We start from the raw sequence: 17,583 nt of genomic DNA on the forward strand, positions 1-17,583 counted from the left end.
GCCGTCAGATAGCGTCGATGCCGGTCTCGCCGGTACGGATTCGAATAACTTCTTCGACGTTGGATACGAAGATCTTCCCGTCTCCAATTCGGCCGGTCTGCGCGGCCTTGCGGATCGCGTCGATGACGGCCTCGCGCATTCTCGTCGGCGAGTACGACCTCGACCTTCACCTTGGGCAGAAAGTCGACGACATATTCAGCACCGCGATACAAGTTCCGTATGGCCCTTCTGGCGGCCGAAGCCCTTGGCTTCCGTGACAGTGATGCCCTGCAGGCCCGACTTCCTGAAGGGCTTCCTTCACCTCGTCCAGCTTGAAAGGCTTAATGATCGCTTCGATCTTTTTCATGAGAAAATGACTCTCCGCTTCTCCCGTTAAAGCGGGCAAATTGCCGCTCGCGAGACATGATGCAGGTATCGTGCCAGTTCGCAACGCCGGAGAGCGAAAAAATATGGCAATTCCCCCCGAATTCGCGGCTTCGCGGCGCATTTTGAGGCATTTTTTCCAGCAAAAGCGGTTGGGATCGCTATCGGAAATTCAAAAATCGAGCAAAAGCAGGAATTATGCGGAGGGGCTCTCATTGCATCCGCCGCACGGCAAATGCCCTAAAATTAGGCAAATGACTTAAAATTAAGCTGCAGAAGAGATCGTAAATCCGGTTGTTTTTTAGGCGTTTTTTGAATTGAATGGCGCATGGCAGAAAAACTGGATGACCTACTCCTTACGCCTGCAGAAATGGCTGCCGTCGATGCCGCCACGGCCGAATCGGGCATCGCCTCTTTTGGGCTGATGTGGAGCGCGGGGGCGGCCGTCGCGGGTGCCGCGCTTCGGCTGTATCCCGGCGCACTGCGCTTCGCCGTTCTCTGCGGCCCTGGCAACAATGGCGGCGACGGATATGTCGCGGCCCGTCGGCTTGCCGAAAGCGGCGCCCGGGTTGCCGTCTTCCATCTCGGCGACCCGGCCAGGCTTCACGGCGATGCCGCGCGGGCAAAGGCCGAATGCGCGCTCGCCTCGCAGCCGCTCTCTGTCTATATCCCGGGGCCGGGCGATGTTGTTGTTGATGCGATCTTCGGGGCAGGGCTCGGACGGGATGTGCCGCCGCAGGTGCGTTCCGTCATCGAGCAGGTGACCGGCGCTGCGGTTCCCGTGATTTCCGTCGACTTGCCATCCGGGCTCGACGGCCGCAGCGGCGAGGTGCTGGGTGCGGCATTCAAGGCGGCCCACACGGTCACGTTCATGACCCGCAAACCCGGCCACTTGCTGATGCCGGGCAGGGAGCTTTGCGGCAGCGTCGAGGTTGCCGACATCGGCATTCCGGCGCGCATCATCAAGGCTCATTCGTCCGGAATGATTGCCGAAAACACTCCGGTAAAATGGGCGCACCTGCTGTCCTCTGCGAAACTGGAGACGCATAAATACAAGCGCGGACATCTTGCTGTTTTTTCAGGCGGCGCGGGTAAAACAGGTGCTGCGCGGATGTCTGCGATGGCCGGGCTGAAAGCCGGGGCCGGTCTCGTAACCATCGCCGCGCCGAGGGACGCGATGGCTGAAAACGGCGCCCATCTGACGGCTGTCATGCTGCATGTTATCGATGACGGGATGGCCTTGCGCGACTGGCTGGCCGACGAGCGCTTGCAGACGTTCGTCCTCGGACCAGGCTTCGGGATCGGTGCAACGACAAGAGACTTCACCGCCGCGCTCAGCGGTCGCCATCTCGTGCTCGACGCAGACGGCATTACGTCGTTCAAGGACGACCCGCGAGAGCTTTTCAACCTCTTTGCGGAAGGCGAGCCGCATCTCGTGCTGACGCCGCATGAAGGCGAGTTCGCACGCCTCTTTCCGGATATCGCGGCAGACAAGAGGCTCAGCAAGGTCGACAAAGCGCAGGCGGCTGCACAGCGCGCCAACGCGGCGATCGTCTACAAGGGCGCCGATACCGTTATCGCATCGCCGGATGGCCGGGCTCTGATCAACACGAACGCACCGGTCTGGCTTGCGACGGCTGGCTCAGGCGATGTCCTTTCCGGCGTGATCGGGGCGCTTCTGGCGCAGGGTTTGCCCGCATTCGAGGCTGCTGCATTCGGCGTCTACCTCCATGGCGAAGCCGGGCAGCGCGCCGGCAAGGGCCTGACGGCCGAAGATCTCGTGGCCCATGTCCAGCCGTTCTAGAGCGTTTCACGTTTTGTTGGAAGCATAGCCAGCGTTTTCGAAGTAGTTGCGGCACTCCTGGGGTTGGATTGTTTCGACGAGCGAGCCGATGAGGCGCCAGGTCTCCTCGGTGCTGCGTTTCTGAGCGTGGCGCATCCAGTGCTTGATCTTGGCAAAGGCCTGTTCGATCGGATTGAGATCGGGTGAATAGGGCGGCAGGAACCAGAGCCTGGCCCCAGCCGCGCGGACGAGCTGGCGCACGACCGCCGACTTGTGACTGCCGAGATTGTCCATGACGACGATGTCGCCGGGCCGGAGCACTGGCACGAGCTGCTGCTCGACATAAGCACGAAAGCATTGCCCGTTGATTGGGCCGTCGAAGACGCAAGGGGCGGTGAGCCGATCGCAGCGCAACGCTCCCAGGAATGTCAGCGTGCGCCAATGCCCATGCGGAGCAAAGCCGCGCAGGCGCTTGCCTTTCAATCCCCAGCCATAGAGCGGGGCCATGTTCGTCTTAATCCAGGTTTCATCGATAAAGACCAGCCGTTCCGGATCGAGGTGAGCCTGCCACCCTTTCCAGCGCTGACGCTTGCGGGCGATATCAGCACGAGCCTGTTCAAGAGCCAGCAGTGTTTTTTTTGAAGCGCAGCCCTTCGCGCCTGAGGAACTGCCACACCGTGTTGTGGGAGACGGCGACGCCGCGCGCCGCCAGTTCATTCTTTAATCCGTGCAGGCTGAGATGCGGCGTCTGCTGTAGCCGTTCGACGATGAAGTCGCGGTGCGGCTCCAGGACGCGCTTGCGATAGCCGCCCATCTTACTCGGCCTCACAGAGCCCGTCGCGCGGTAGCGCTGAGACCACTTCACCACAGAAGAAACCGCAACGCCAAACCGCGCCGCCACCGATCGGCAGCTCTCGCCTGCAACAACCGCCGCAACAGCGCGCTCCCGCAGATCACCAGAAAGAGGTCGGACCATCGATGCTGGCCTCCTACCCAGCCAGCATCTTGAATCACAAAACCGAGACCGCGGGAATCCCTACAGATTCAAACAAGAGAGGAAACGCTCTAGGCCGGCTGCTATTTCCCGACCTCTTCCTGAAGAGCGATCGCGCCGAACGGTGCATTGACCTTGCCTTCGTGGATCATGAAGGCAAAAACGTCGCGGGGCTCGCTCTTGACCTTCCGCTCCTTGTCGATCAGCGGCAGATCATCCGGCACCTTGCCTTCAGCCCATGTCTCAAGGCGCTTGGCCCAGGCCTTCAGGTCCTTGGGAGCGTAGCAGGTCTTGATGTCGTCCGAACCTTTCTGCAGCCGGGCATAGACGAAATCCGCCGTGATATCGGCGATCATCGGATAGTCGAAGTGCTCGGCGCAGACTGGCGCCACGCCGTATTTCGCCAGCAGCGCGATGAATTCCGGCACCTTGAAGGAGTCGTGGCGCACCTCGACCACGTGCCGCAAAGGCAGGCCGTCCTGCTTGTGCGGCAAGAGCTTCAGGAAGGCTTCGAAATCCTCGGCATCGAACTTCTTGGTCGGCGCGAGCTGCCAGAGGATCGGACCGAGCTTGCCGCCGAGCTCGGTCAGCCCCTGCGTCAGGAAACGCTCCATGGATTCGCCCGCCTCGCCGAGCACGCGCCGGTTCGTCACGAAGCGGCTGGCCTTTAGCGAAAAGAGGAAACCCTCCGGCACGTCGGATGCCCATTTGGCGAAGGTCTCCGGCTTCTGCGAACTGTAATAGGTGCCGTTAACCTCTATGACCTTCAACTGCCGGCTGGCATAATGCAGCTCATCCTTCTGCTTGAGATCGGATGGGTAGAAGTGGTCGCGCCAGGGCTCGAAAGTCCAGCCGCCGACGCCGACGCGGATGCTGCCGGATTTGCTCATGTGTTCCTCCCGTTGTTCCGCCGTCGCCAAAGCTCTTCGCGACACTCCTATTCCGCCGCCACAAACGTCTTCTTCACCGGCCGGCGCTCCAGCAGTTCCTTCAGGAAGTGGCCGGTATAGGACCGGGTTTCCTTGACGATCGCTTCCGGCGTGCCGGCCGCAACGATCTCGCCACCGCCGTCGCCGCCTTCCGGGCCGAAATCGAGCACCCAGTCGGCCGTCTTGATGACTTCGAGATTGTGCTCGATCACCACGACGGAATTGCCCTGGTTCACCAGCTCGTGCAGCATTTCGAGCAGCTTGGCGACGTCATGGAAGTGCAGGCCGGTCGTCGGTTCGTCGAGGATGTAGAGGGTCCGGCCCGTCGAGCGCTTCGACAGTTCCTTGGCTAGCTTGACGCGCTGGGCCTCGCCACCCGAAAGCGTGTTTGCCTGCTGGCCGACCTTGATGTAGCCGAGGCCGACATCGAATAGCGACTGCAGCTTGTCGCGTACCGCCGGCACGGCGCTGAAGAACTCCACACCTTCCTCGACCGTCATGTCGAGCACGTCCGAAATCGACTTGCCCTTGAAGGTCACGTCCAGCGTCTCGCGATTGTAGCGCTTGCCATGGCAGACATCGCAGGTGACGTAGACGTCCGGCAGGAAGTGCATTTCAATCTTGATGACGCCGTCCCCCTGGCAGGCTTCGCAGCGCCCGCCTTTGACGTTGAAGGAGAACCGCCCCGGCTGGTAGCCGCGCGCTTTCGCCTCCGGCAGGCCCGCGAACCAGTCGCGGATCGGCGTAAATGCGCCGGTGTAGGTTGCCGGGTTCGAACGCGGCGTGCGGCCGATCGGTGATTGGTCGATATCGATTACCTTGTCGATGTGCTCGAAGCCGTCGATGCGATCATGATCGGCCGGAATTTCGCGCGCGCCCATCACGCGACGTGCGGCCGATTTGTAGAGCGTCTCCACCAGGAAGGTGGATTTGCCGCCCCCCGAAACGCCCGTCACGGCCGTGAAGACACCCAGCGGGATGGAGGCGGTGATGTTCTTCAGATTGTTGCCGCGCGCGCCGACCACCTTGATCTCGCGGCCTTTTTTCGGCTTGCGCCGTTCGTCGGGCACCGGCACGCCGAGTTCACCGGAAAGATACTTGCCGGTCAGCGATCTCGGGTTCGCCATGATGTCCTGCGGCGTGCCGTGCGCCACGATCTGGCCGCCGTGCACGCCGGCTGCCGGACCGATGTCGACCACGTCGTCGGCCGTCAGGATCGCATCCTCGTCATGCTCGACGACGATCACCGTATTGCCGATATCGCGCAGGTGCTTCAGCGTGTCGAGCAACCGCGCATTGTCGCGTTGGTGCAGGCCGATCGACGGCTCGTCGAGAACGTAGAGCACGCCTGTCAGGCCCGAGCCGATCTGCGAGGCAAGACGGATGCGCTGGCTTTCGCCGCCCGACAATGTGCCGGAATTCCGCGACAGGCTGAGATATTCGAGGCCGACGTCGTTCAGGAAGCGCAGGCGGTCGCGGATTTCCTTCAGGATGCGGACTGCGATCTCATTCTGCTTGGCCGAGAAACTCGCGGGAAGCGCCTCGAACCAGTCTCGTGCCACACGGATCGACATATCGGTGACCTGGCCGATATGCAGCTTGTTGATCTTCACTGCCAGCGTTTCCGGCTTCAGGCGAAAGCCGTTGCAAGCCGGGCAGGGGGCTGCGGACATGAAGCGCTCGATCTCTTCGCGCGCCCAGGCGGAGTCGGTTTCCTTCCAGCGGCGCTCGAGATTGGTGATGATGCCTTCGAAGCTCTTATGCGTGGTGTAGGAGCGCGCGCCGTCGGCATAGTGGAACTCGATCTTCTCGTCCGTGCCGTTCAGAATGACGTCCTGCGCTTTTTCGGGCAGATCGCTCCAGCGGTTGCCAAGCTTGAAGCCGTAGTGTTTACCGAGCGCTTCCAGCGTCTGATTATAGTAAGGGGAACTCGACTTTGCCCACGGCGCGATGGCGCCGTCGCGCAGCGTTCGCTCCGGTTCGGGGATGATCAGCGCCGCGTCGATCTTCTGCTGCGCGCCAAGGCCGTCACAGGTCGGGCAGGCACCGGCGGGATTGTTGAACGAGAAGAGCCGCGGCTCGATCTCCGGAATGGTGAAACCGGAAACGGGGCAGGCGAATTTTTCCGAGAACAGCACGCGCTCATGCGTCTCGTTGAGCGATTTGTTGGCGGACCCACCCGCAGATGTTTCCTCCGGAGGCAGCGGCTTGTCGGCAAATTCGGCGATGGCAAGCCCTTCGGCGAGCTTCAGAGAGGTCTCGAAGCTGTCGGCGAGCCTAGACGCCATGTCGGGACGCACGACGATGCGGTCCACGACGACGTCGATATCATGCTTGTATTTCTTGTCGAGCGCCGGAACATCGGCGATCTCGTAGAAATGGCCGTCAACCTTGACGCGCTGGAAGCCCTTTTTCATGAGCTCCGCCAGTTCCTTCTTGTATTCGCCCTTACGGCCGCGCACGATCGGCGCCAGTAGTATAAAGACGCGTGCTTTCCTCGAATTCGAGCACACGGTCGACCATCTGACTGACGGTCTGGCTCTCGATCGGCAGACCGGTTGCCGGCGAATAGGGAACGCCGACGCGCGCAAAGAGCAGGCGCATGTAGTCATAGATTTCGGTGACCGTGCCGACCGTCGAGCGAGGATTGCGCGAGGTTGTCTTCTGCTCGATCGAGATGGCCGGCGACAGGCCGTCGATCTGGTCGACATCCGGCTTCTGCATCATCTCCAGGAACTGGCGGGCATAGGCCGAAAGGCTTTCGACATAGCGGCGCTGGCCTTCGGCATAGATCGTGTCGAAGGCGAGTGACGACTTCCCGGACCCGGAAAGGCCGGTCATGACGATGAGTTTGTTGCGCGGCAGGTCGAGGTCGATGCCCTTGAGGTTGTGCTCGCGCGCGCCGCGGATGGAAATCGTCTTAAGTTCACTCATCGTAATTTTGCTTCTGTGCTGGAGTAAGCCCCTTATTTAGTGATGCCGCCGGGCGAGTCGAGGCTGAATATCCATCTGTTGCGAGGTTTTCGATTCTGTTGACAGGATCATAAGCATAAACTAGAACAAATAAAGAACAAAATTCCTTGTGGATGAACCGGCGATGGACGCGCATGGCCGGGGCTCTATAGTTTAAGGTACAGCGATTGTTTCAAGCGCCGCCGGGCAGGGCGGCAGTAAGGTGAGAAGTATGGCTGGCAGCGTGAACAAGGTAATTCTGATCGGAAACGTGGGCGCAGACCCCGAAATCCGCAGGACGCAGGATGGCCGCCCGATTGCCAATCTTCGCATCGCGACGTCCGAGACGTGGCGTGACCGCAGTTCCGGCGAGCGCCGCGAAAAAACCGAGTGGCACACCGTCGTCGTTTTCAACGAAGGTCTCTGCAAGGTTGTCGAGCAATATGTGAAGAAGGGCGCCAAGCTCTATATCGAAGGCCAGCTCCAGACCCGTAAATGGCAGGACCAGAACGGCAACGACCGCTATTCGACGGAAGTCGTGCTACAGGGGTTCAATTCGACGCTGACGATGCTCGACGGCCGCGGCGAAGGCGGCGCTGCGAGCGCCGGCGGCGGACGCGGCAGCAGCAACGATTTCGGTGGCGGCGGCAATTACGGAGACGATTACGGCGCCCCGGCGCAGCCGTCCGGTCGCAGCAGCGGTGGCGGCGGGAATTTCTCGCGCGATCTCGATGACGACATCCCGTTCTAGGATAGAGTGACTCGGATTTTGTAAACTAACATGCCGCAAGTCGTTGTTCACAAGCGACTTTGCGGCTTCTTTTTTGAGCGACGCGTTGAACTTTTTGTTTCAGGAAGAGAATTGGCAGAAATGTAAACTTCCATCGAGACGTCGCGAACCTGCACACCAGTGCACAGTTTAGCTCTGGGGACAGAACCGACGAAAATCCAGATTGCAGCCGAGCCGGCCTTGAGCTGACCGAGGAAAGCAACAATGTCGTCAGGGGTGATTGCGTTTAGGTCGCCGAGCGTTTCCCCGAAGCGAAAGGCCATAAACCGTTCCAGGAAACGCATGCAGTGATAGATTGTTGCCTCGCTCAACGCACGCTGCTGGCGCAGATAGGCATCGCATTCCTGGCGCAGACGGTCCAGAGCCGTCGGGTCCTTGGCGAGCTGTTCGGGCCACGCCGGCATCGACGAGGTGATCGATAAAGCGAGTCAGGCAAAACTTGGCGTAGGTGCGCGCGCTCCCGTTTGCCTCCGTCAGCACGGCCTGCCAAAGGGCTTCTACTGCCGCCCGTCGAGTTTGCAGGCACTGAGGCCGCGCTTCTCGATCTCCGCGCAGAATTGCCCGACGATCCGCTCATTAGTGCGCAGGGCGCAGCGCGCATAGCCTTGCGCCCTCAGTCGTTCCAGGAACTCTTGGCGGTAACGCGTTGTCCAAATCGTCCTGATGCCCATTTAGCCACTTACAATTTCCCCTGAGGTCATAGATCGCTCCTTTCGTTTCAGGTGAAAGGCGCAATCCCTGATTTCAGAAGGTCCGTTCGGAAGCAAAATCGGTTGCGATCCCCTATAGGCGGTCTGCACCGCGAGAGATCAGTCGCTCAAGGTGGGCAGAGGGCGCAGGAAATGACCGTGATCCAGACGCAGCAGAAGCTGACGTGTGGACACTTAAGCAACCGCTTGACTTTTCTGAGTGGGCTATTTACTTAAGTGCATGGTTGAGCATTTAAAACAACTGGATTTGGCCTTTCACGCGCTTTCAGACGCGACGCGCCGGGGGATTCTCGATCGTCTTTCACAAGGGCCAGCTTCTGTAAGCGAACTGGCCAAGCCTTACGACTCGTCGCTGGCCGCGATCCATCAGCACGTGCAAGTGCTCGAGGCGAGCGGGCTGGTCGTGACGGAAAAACGCGGTCGCACCCGCGAATGCCGCATCTCCAGCGAGGCAGTGCAGCGTGTGGAGAATTGGCTGAGGGAGCGCCGGCAGCATTGGGAGAGCAGGTTCGACCGGCTCGGCAAACTGCTCGAAAGCGGCGACAGCGCAGTTAACGCTGCGTCTTCGCATTCATTGGCAGAAGGAGATAACTCGTGACGGCAGCCCCGTTTTTCCACGGCACCTTCACGCTGAAGCGCGTTTGGGCGGCCCCGTCCCACCGGGTGTTCGGCGCATGGTGCGATCCGGAGCTGAAGGCCCAGTGGTTCACCGGACCGCCGGAGCGTTGGACATTGCTGCGCCGGTCGATGGATTTTCGCGTGGGCGGGCAGGAGGTTTTGGAAGGGCGCTTCCTCGAAAGCGGCACGGTGACGCTTTTCGAGGCCCGTTTCCATGTGATTGAGCCGGCCCGGCGCCTCGTCTACACCTATGACCTGCATCACTCCGGACGCTTCCATTCGGTCACCTTGTCGAGTCTGGAACTCGAAGCGGAAGGAGGAGGAACTCGCGTCTCCTACACCGAGCAGATCGTTTTCCTGGACGGGAAGGACGGCACTGCTGACCGCCGCCACGGGACTGGAATTCAATTCGACATGATCGAAGCCACCCTCAGATCCTGCGGAGCAATGCAATGACCATCGCGCTTTACGGGCATCCATTTGCCTCATTCGTCTGGAAGCCGCTGATCGCGCTCTACGAGCGCGGGGTTTCCTTCACGTTCAAGATGATCGATCCCGATCATCCCGAAAATCAGGCACGCATCGCTGCGCTTTCTCCCACCGGGCAATTTCCTGCGCTGATCGACGGGGAAAAGGAAGTCACGCAGAGCAACGCCGTGATTGAATATCTCGACCTGTTTCACGGAGATGGGGCGCCGATGATACCGGAGGATCCGCGCCAAGCGCTGGAGGCACGCATGTTGGCGGACGTGTTCGACGATTATATCCACGTGCAGACGCAGCGGATTGTCGGCGATGCTTTGCGCAAGAAAGAGGAGCGGGATCCTCGTGGTGTCGCCGACGCGCATGCACTGATGGATCGATGTTACGCCTGGCTGGAGCCACGCCTGAGAGGAAAGGAATGGGCTGCTTGCGGCAGAATTCACGATTGCCGACTGCGCCGCCGCACCGGCGCTCTTTTACGGAGACTGGGTCCATCCAATTGCCGACTGTTACCCCGCCCTGGCGGCATACCGAGCGCGGCTCCTGTCCCATCCTTCGGTCGCACGGGTCGTCGACGAGGCACGACCTTATAGGAGCTTTTTTCCGTTGGGGGCACCCGACAGAGATTAGATCTTGTAAGGCCCGGAAGTAGGCTGCAAGGACTGATCTCCCACCGCGTCATTCCAGCCAAATATGAGGGACGGCGAACCGCGAAATCGGCCCCAAATTAACAAAGTGTGGTATCCGAGCGAATTTGAAAGAAGATAAACTTCTGAAATCTCACGATTTCTCTCTCACTTTACAAACAAACTCTGTATTACCATTCTGAGAAGAAGCCATCTCTTTAAGAACCGCTGCTTGTCAGCGGTTTTTTATTGGTGTTTTTCCGCAAAAGCATTCGGCGCGAACGATGTTTCGGCGGTTACGGCGCGATTGCGCCGTAACCTGTCAGAATGGTCCATGCGACGCCGATTGCAGCGCAAATCGCCAGCGTCGTAATCACCGAAAGCTTCAGGTGAAAGATCGCCAAGGCGGCAAGCACCGTCAGTACCAGCGACGGCCAGATGAGCGAGGCTGGAACCGGGACATCGATTGAAACTTGTCCCCATGAGGCAGTGCGCACCTCGGCAAAAAGCACATGGACGCCGAACCAGATCGCAAGGTTCAGGATCACGCCAACGACGGCTGCCGTGATGGCTGACATCGCTCCGGTCAGCGCAGGATCGCCGCGCAGCCTTTCGATGAACGGCGCTCCGAGGAAGATCCAGAGGAAGCTCGGAATGAAGGTCACCCATGTCGTCAGGATGGCGGCAAATGTGGCAGCGAGCATTGGATCGAGCGGGCCGGGGTTCCTATAGGCGGCCATGAAGCCGACGAACTGGACGACGCTGATCAACGGTCCCGGGGTTGTCTCGGCCATGCCGAGACCATCCAGCATTTCCCCCGGTTTCAGCCATCCGAAATGCTGGACCGCTTCCTGAGCGACATAGGCGAGGACCGCGTAAGCGCCACCGAATGTCACGACAGCCATTTGGCTGAAGAACAGCCCGACCTGCGAGAAGACACTGCCGGATCCCACCGTCACCAGTAACAATGCGACTGGCAGAAGCCAGGCAGCCGCAAGGCTGCCGGACACCCGCAGCGACCAGGCGAGGTTCGGCCGGGCATGAAGTGGTGTATCTTCGCCGAGGAGGGAATCGCGATCTTCGAGGATATCGGCCGAACCGCCTTTGTGTCCGCCGCCCACCTCGAACAAGGGCGATCCCGCGCGGCCGCCGAGGAAGCCAACGACGCCAGCTGTAATGATGATCAGGGGGAACGGGACGTGGAGGAAGAAGATCGCGATGAAGGCGGCGGCAGCGATGCCTATCATCACGTTGTTTTTAAGCGCTCTGCTTCCGATCCGGAACACTGCCTGCAGCACGACCGCCAGCACCGCGGCCTTCAGGCCGAAGAACAGACCGGCGATATAGCTTACGTTTCCATAGGCGGCATAGACGTAGCTCAGCCCAAGGATGGAGATGAAGCCCGGAAGCACGAACAGAGCTCCGGCGATCAGGCCGCCAATCGTCCTGTTGAGCAGCCAGCCGATATAGATCGCCAACTGATGGGCCTCTGGCCCGGGAAGCAGCATGCAGTAGTTGAGCGCATGCAGGAAGCGATGTTCGCCGATCCATCGTTTTTCGTCGACGACGATGCGGTGCATGACGGCGATCTGTCCCGCCGGTCCGCCGAAACTGAGCGCCGCAACTCTTGCCCACACTTTCGCCGCCTCACCAAGAGGGACTATGTCGCGGCTCGCCGGGGCCTCCCGTTCCATATCCATTATTTCGGCCACATCACGGCGCCCGCCTCGGGTTGGGCCAATTATGGGTCTCGTCGGTGGCGTCGCGGCACCAACGGTAAAACGCGTCATAGAGCGTCAGACCGGCGTCGAGCTGCTGCAGGTCATCTGTGAACATGCGCGAAAGTCCGAGCGAAGCGGCGAGCAGACCGGCTGCTTCCGGCGCGAGATCGAGCCTGGCAGTATCAGCGCCGCGAATAATGGTGGCGAGATGCAGCAGTGGTTTGGAAGTGAGATTGAATTCCTCGATCATCACGTCAAAGGTGCAGCGCTCGCCGCGATGGCTCCAGAAAACGTCCTCGATATCGAAAGGCGTCGCGCCGAAACGGTCGGCAACGGCTGGCACTTCCGATGCCGGAACGAACAGGAAGACGGCATTGGGATCGACGAAACGCTGGATCAGCCAGGGGCAGGCGATCCGGTCGATCTTGGGACGGGCCCGCGTCACCCAGACCGTACGGCCCTGCGGGTCGCGCGCCGGCAGCTTGACATAGGGCACCACCTGGCCACCGGCCTGCAGCCACGCCTCGAATCCTCCTTCGAGAACTTCCGCGACCGTTCCGAAATGGCGAAGATAGGCGGCCACGCCATGACTGAGCTTTTGCCCCCTCTGGCACACGATGACAGCCGTGCCGGCAACCTCGTGGCTCCATTCGCTGACATCGGTGTGGCTGCGCCGGATCGACCCCGGGACGAGCCGTGGGTCGGCGGCAAAATCCTCGGCCGTGCGGACGTCGATAATGACGGGCACATTCGGCGTTCCGATGATGCGGTTGAGCTTGTCGGATGAAATTTCCAGAAATGACGGCATGACGCGTCCTCCGTTGTACGGGTTATCGGACGCGATACTTCAGCTGTCGCCTCGTGGGGTGATCGCGACCCCAGACCCAATCATGTGCTGCAGGCCCGCGAGAAGTCAAGCGCTGTTGGTGTGCCTTGCGGCGGCGCACTTTCAACTGACAGCTATCGCCGCCTTCACGCCGTCCACGACGAACTGTGCTGCAAGTGCCGCCAGGATGACGCCGAGCAGGCGGGTGAGGATCGCCCGGCCGGTCACGCCGAGGAAGCGGTCGAGGCGGTCGGCGATCAGCAGCGCAGCCAGCATCAAGAGAAGATTGCCGGCAATGACGATGAGAAGCTGCGCCCGCTCGACGGAGGTCGGCAGCGAGCCCGCAAGCAGGATCGTCGCCGATATCGCGCCCGGACCGGCAATGAGAGGAAGGGCGAGCGGAAAAACCGCGATATTCTGGATGTGATCCTTTGTGATCGCCACTTCGCTGGTCTTTTCCTTGCGGTCCTGCCGTCTCTCGAACACCATTTCGAAGGCGATCCAGAAGAGTAGCAGCCCGCCGGCGATGCGGAAGGCGCCGATGGAAATGCCGAGCACCCCGAGCACGCTTGCGCCGAACAGCGCAAAGATGGCGAGGATGATGAAAGCGATGACGGAGCTGCGCAGCGCCACCTGCTTGCGCTGGCTGCGGCTCATGCCGCTGGTCAGTCCCAGAAAGATCGGCACAAGTCCGGGAGGATCGATCGTGACGAGCAGCGTCGTGAAAGCGTTGATCAATTGGTCGGCGCTTGCCATCGTCTCTCCGGAACGCCATATGAAGGCTCGATTGTTCGCGATTGTGAAGCGAGGTTTTCCATTTGGCAAATGACGGGCGGCGGGCCGGCGCTAAAAGCGGTTGAAATCGCTTGATTGCCGCCCTTCCGCCGCAAAGTCTGTTCAAAACCGCGGCTCAAATTGGCGCCGGGCAAGCCTTTCCGCTATAAATCTTTCAGTGATTCTACAAAGAGATCGTGATCTGTTTTGACTGAACAAACACCCCCAGGTGGCGGGAAGCTCCCGCCAGGCATCGAGCCCATCTCCATCATGGAGGAAATGCAGCGGTCCTACCTCGATTACGCGATGAGCGTCATCGTCAGCCGCGCGCTTCCGGACGTGCGTGACGGCCTCAAGCCTGTGCACCGGCGCATCCTCTATGGGATGTCCGAGCTCGGCATCGACTGGAACAAAAAATACGTCAAGTGCGCCCGCGTCACCGGTGACGTGATGGGTAAATACCATCCGCACGGCAATGCCGCGATCTACGACGCGCTCGCCCGTATGGCGCAGGATTGGTCGCTCCGCCTGCCGCTGATCGACGGCCAGGGCAATTTCGGATCCGTCGACGGAGACCCGCCGGCGGCCGAACGTTACACGGAATGCCGTCTGCAAAGGGCGGCCCATTCTCTGCTCGACGACCTCGACAAGGAAACGGTCGACTTCCGCGACAACTACGACGGCACGCTCTCTGAGCCCGTCGTGGTGCCCGCGAAATTCCCGAACCTTCTGGTCAACGGCGCAGGCGGCATTGCCGTCGGTATGGCGACCAATATTCCGCCGCACAACCTGACCGAAGTCATCAACGGCTGCATCGCGCTGATCGATGATCCAGCGATCGAACTGCCGGAGCTCATGCAGATCATTCCCGGTCCGGATTTTCCGACTGGTGCGAAAATCCTTGGCCGCGCCGGCATCCGCTCGGCTTATGAAACCGGCCGTGGTTCCGTGATCATGCGCGGCATTGCCGCGATCGAGCCGATGCGTGGCGACCGCGAGCAGATCATCATCACCGAGATCCCGTATCAGGTGAACAAGGCTACGATGATCGAGAAAATGGCCGAACTGGTGCGCGAAAAGCGCATCGAGGGCATCTCCGATCTCCGCGACGAATCCGACCGCCAGGGCTATCGCGTCGTCATCGAGCTGAAACGCGATGCCAATGCCGAAGTCATCTTGAACCAGCTTTATCGCTACACGCCGCTGCAGACCTCCTTCGGTTGCAACATGGTGGCGTTGAACGGCGGCAAGCCCGAACAGATGAACCTGCTCGATATGCTCCGCGCATTCGTCTTCTTTCGCGAGGAGGTCGTTAGCCGGAGAACGAAATTCCTTCTTCGCAAGGCGCGCGAACGTGCGCATGTCTTGGTGGGTCTCGCGATTGCGGTCGCGAATATCGATGAAGTGATCCGCGTCATCCGCCAGGCGCCGGATCCACAGTCCGCGCGCGAAGAGCTGATGACGCGCCGCTGGCCCGCGGAAGATGTTGAAAGCCTGATCCGCCTCATCGACGATCCGCGCCATCGTATCAACGAGGATATGACCTATAACCTCTCGGAAGAGCAGGCGCGGGCAATCCTCGAGCTCCGCCTTGCCCGCCTGACAGCGCTCGGCCGCGATGAAATCGGCGACGAACTCAACAAGATCGGCGACGAGATCAAGGATTATCTCGATATCCTGTCGTCCCGCGTCCGCATCCAGACGATCGTCAAAGACGAGCTGACATCGGTTCGCGACGAATTCGGCACGCCGCGCCGCACCGAGATCGTCGACGGCGGCCTCGAAATGGACGACGAGGACCTTATTGCCCGCGAGGACATGGTCGTTACCGTTTCGCACCTCGGCTATATCAAGCGCGTGCCGCTGACGACCTATCGCGCCCAGCGCCGCGGCGGCAAGGGCCGCTCGGGCATGACGACGCGCGACGAAGATTTCGTTAGCCGGCTATTCGTGGTCAATACCCACACGCCGGTCCTTTTCTTCTCGTCGCGTGGCATCGTCTACAAGGAAAAGGTCTGGCGCCTACCGATCGGCACCCCGACGTCTCGGGGCAAGGCGCTGATCAACATGTTGCCGCTGGCACCTGGCGAACGCATCACCACGATCCTGCCTTTGCCGGAGGACGAGGAGAGCTGGGAAAGCCTCGACGTCATGTTCTCGACGACACGCGGCACGGTCCGCCGCAACAAGTTGTCAGATTTTGTCCAGGTAAACCGTAATGGCAAGATCGCCATGAAGCTCGAGGAGGAGGGCGATGAAATCCTCTCCGTCGAGACCTGCACCGAACATGACGACGTTCTGCTGACGACGGCGCTCGGCCAGTGCATCCGCTTCCAGGTCGATGATGTCCGTGTCTTTGCGGGCCGCAATTCGATCGGCGTGCGCGGTATCAACCTCGGCAATGGCGACCGCATCATCTCGATGACTATCGTCGGCCATGTCGATGCCGAACCTTGGGAGCGTGCTGCCTACCTCAAGCGTTCCGCTGTCGAACGCCGCGCCACGGGCGTCGACGAGGAGGATATCGCCCTGGTCGGCGAGGAAGTCACCGAAGAGGGACTGCTGACAGACGAGCGCTACGAGGAACTGAAGGCACGCGAACAATTCGTGCTGACAGTATCACAGAAGGGCTTCGGCAAGCGGTCGTCTTCCTACGACTTCCGCATCTCCGGCCGCGGCGGCAAGGGCATTCGCGCCACCGATACCTCCAAGACGAGCGAGATCGGCGAACTCGTCGCCGCATTCCCGGTCGACGAGGGCGACCAGATCATGTTGGTCTCGGATGGCGGGCAGCTGATCCGCGTCCCGGTCGGCGGCATCCGCATCGCCAGCCGCGCCACCAAGGGCGTGACGATCTTCTCGACTGCCAAGGATGAAAAGGTCGTCTCCGTCGAGCGCATCAGCGAGCCGGAAGATGACGGCGAGGAGGTTGGCGAGATCGTCAACGAAACGCCGATTGAAAGCGGCGAGGCGCCACCTGCAACGGAAGAATAATTCAACCAGGCTTTGGTTGAGAACCGGGCGGCCCCTGCCGCCCGGTTTTTTATGCGCTAATCCAATGTTAGCATCGTTTCGGAAAGGCTCGACCGCATTCTCATCGAAACGCCGCGCTAAGAGTCCGTTTGAGAAGTCAGTGGCTGATACGTCGGAGCAGAAAACCGCCCATGGCGACATGGATCATGGCTTCTGACACGTCGATGCGGGCCTCGTAGTCGCGGGCAAGGCGCCACCATCGTGTCATCCAGCCGAAGGTCCGCTCAACGACCCAGCGTCGCGGCAGAACATTGAACCCAGGCTGGCCTTCGATGCGTCCGACGACTTCGATGACGAAAACAAGATAGGCGGCCTTGGCCATGAGCTTGCCCCGGTCGTAGCCGCTGTCGGCGTACAGTGCTTGATTCAAGGCCAACGCTTACGAATGGCGGTGAGGATCATCTGAGCCCCGGCGCTGTCCGAGATATCGCCGGTGGTCAGGTTAACGGCCAACAAGCGGCCGTCGGCGTCGACGGCGATAAGGCGCTTTCGGCCGGCAATCTTCTTGGCGCCATCGAGAAGGCCCGCTCGGCGCCAGGGGCCGGTGCCCGGAGCGACTGGCTATCGAGAATACCGCCGCTCGGGCTCGCTTCCCGTCCGGCGCGCTCGACCATGAGGTCGTGGATCGTGCGGAACAGGAACAATTGGACGAAACGGCGGAACCACCAGTACACGCTCTGCCACGGGGGAAAGTTCACCGGCAGCATCTGCCTGCCAGATATCGGATGCTATTCAACACCTCGCGCAAATCAACATTCCGGCGACGGCCGGTCTTCCGGGGCTTCGGCAGAAGCCCTTCAACCTGCAACCATTCTTCGTCTGAGATCCGTCGGGTAACGGCGGGTCTTCTTCTCGATGGCGGCCATCCGGGCCCGATTCGCTGCTGTCCACATCAGAAGCTTGAATCATGGACCGCCTCAAACCACGACCCCGTGTTCAAACGGTCTCTTAGGCTGCTGACGGCGGCTTTCGCGGGCGATC

Annotated in this window: 12 protein-coding genes and 3 pseudogenes; 6 read left to right on the plus strand and 9 right to left on the minus strand. The window is 60.6% G+C overall.

Features of this window, described 5'->3' with window-relative positions; genetic code table 11:
• Positions 1–4: 4 nt before the first annotated feature.
• Positions 5–346, minus strand: a pseudogene (locus ACW4PC_RS05550) (P-II family nitrogen regulator).
• Between the two features lie 345 nt (positions 347–691).
• Here ACW4PC_RS05550 and ACW4PC_RS05555 point away from each other — a divergent pair.
• Positions 692–2,167, plus strand: coding sequence for an NAD(P)H-hydrate dehydratase (locus ACW4PC_RS05555; RefSeq protein WP_455873103.1), 1,476 nt, complete (start codon positions 692–694; stop codon positions 2,165–2,167).
• A gap of 6 nt (positions 2,168–2,173) precedes the next feature.
• Here ACW4PC_RS05555 and ACW4PC_RS05560 read toward each other — a convergent pair.
• The 3 genes and pseudogenes from ACW4PC_RS05560 to uvrA form a co-directional block, all read right to left on the minus strand.
• Positions 2,174–3,122 (minus strand): IS630 family transposase gene (locus tag ACW4PC_RS05560; protein WP_133938656.1). Its coding sequence is split into 2 segments (ribosomal slippage): positions 2,174–2,785 and positions 2,787–3,122, totalling 948 coding nucleotides; the frame shifts between segments, so codons are not numbered across the junction.
• 101 nt (positions 3,123–3,223) lie between these two features.
• A complete protein-coding gene (locus ACW4PC_RS05565) occupies positions 3,224–4,030 on the minus strand; it encodes a DUF72 domain-containing protein (RefSeq protein WP_455873104.1) in 807 nt (268 codons plus the stop codon).
• 47 nt (positions 4,031–4,077) lie between these two features.
• Positions 4,078–7,003, minus strand: a pseudogene (gene uvrA / locus ACW4PC_RS05570) (excinuclease ABC subunit UvrA).
• A gap of 250 nt (positions 7,004–7,253) precedes the next feature.
• Between uvrA and ACW4PC_RS05575 the strand changes: the two are divergent.
• The gene (locus tag ACW4PC_RS05575; RefSeq protein WP_455873105.1) at positions 7,254–7,772 is read left to right on the plus strand and encodes a single-stranded DNA-binding protein; all 519 of its coding nucleotides are present in this window, start codon (positions 7,254–7,256) and stop codon (positions 7,770–7,772) included.
• Positions 7,773–7,819: 47 nt separating this feature from the next.
• Here the strand turns inward: ACW4PC_RS05575 and ACW4PC_RS05580 are convergent, their stop codons facing one another.
• Complete coding sequence (locus ACW4PC_RS05580) at positions 7,820–8,215, minus strand: hypothetical protein (RefSeq protein WP_455873106.1); 396 nt, start codon at positions 8,213–8,215, stop codon at positions 7,820–7,822.
• A 526-nt stretch (positions 8,216–8,741) separates the two neighbouring features.
• Between ACW4PC_RS05580 and ACW4PC_RS05585 the strand changes: the two genes are divergently transcribed.
• The 3 genes from ACW4PC_RS05585 to ACW4PC_RS05595 are packed head-to-tail and all read left to right on the plus strand — an operon-like array spanning position 8,742 to position 10,215.
• Positions 8,742–9,119 (plus strand): ArsR/SmtB family transcription factor, encoded by a 378-nt coding sequence (locus tag ACW4PC_RS05585; protein WP_455873614.1) that lies wholly within the window; start codon positions 8,742–8,744, stop codon positions 9,117–9,119.
• Positions 9,116–9,595: an SRPBCC family protein gene (locus ACW4PC_RS05590; protein ID WP_455873107.1), complete on the plus strand. Its 480-nt coding sequence runs from the start codon at positions 9,116–9,118 to the stop codon at positions 9,593–9,595. Before ACW4PC_RS05585 ends, ACW4PC_RS05590 begins: the two co-directional genes overlap by 4 nt.
• Positions 9,592–10,215, plus strand: coding sequence for a glutathione S-transferase family protein (locus tag ACW4PC_RS05595; protein ID WP_455873108.1), 624 nt, complete (start codon positions 9,592–9,594; stop codon positions 10,213–10,215). The genes ACW4PC_RS05590 and ACW4PC_RS05595 overlap by 4 nt, the downstream gene beginning before the upstream one ends.
• A 329-nt stretch (positions 10,216–10,544) precedes the next feature.
• Here the strand turns inward: ACW4PC_RS05595 and chrA are convergent, their stop codons facing one another.
• The 3 genes from chrA to ACW4PC_RS05610 form a co-directional block, all read right to left on the minus strand.
• On the minus strand, positions 10,545–11,948 hold the full coding sequence (chrA, locus tag ACW4PC_RS05600; protein ID WP_455873109.1) for a chromate efflux transporter: 1,404 nt from the start codon (positions 11,946–11,948) through the stop codon (positions 10,545–10,547).
• 13 nt (positions 11,949–11,961) lie between these two features.
• Positions 11,962–12,777 (minus strand): chromate resistance protein ChrB domain-containing protein, encoded by an 816-nt coding sequence (locus ACW4PC_RS05605; protein ID WP_455873110.1) that lies wholly within the window; start codon positions 12,775–12,777, stop codon positions 11,962–11,964.
• A 141-nt stretch (positions 12,778–12,918) separates the two neighbouring features.
• Entirely contained in the window at positions 12,919–13,551 is a 633-nt protein-coding gene (locus ACW4PC_RS05610; protein WP_455873111.1) for a MarC family protein, read from the minus strand.
• Between the two features lie 225 nt (positions 13,552–13,776).
• Between ACW4PC_RS05610 and gyrA the strand changes: the two genes are divergently transcribed.
• Positions 13,777–16,563, plus strand: a complete 2,787-nt coding sequence (gyrA, locus tag ACW4PC_RS05615) for a DNA gyrase subunit A (protein ID WP_455873112.1) — start codon at positions 13,777–13,779, stop codon at positions 16,561–16,563.
• Positions 16,564–16,699: 136 nt separating this feature from the next.
• On the opposite strand, the pseudogene ACW4PC_RS05620 reads toward gyrA, so the two are convergent.
• Positions 16,700–17,495 (minus strand): annotated as a pseudogene (locus ACW4PC_RS05620) (IS5 family transposase).
• Positions 17,496–17,583 lie beyond the last annotated feature (88 nt).

This window comes from Rhizobium yanglingense (assembly GCF_977109285.1).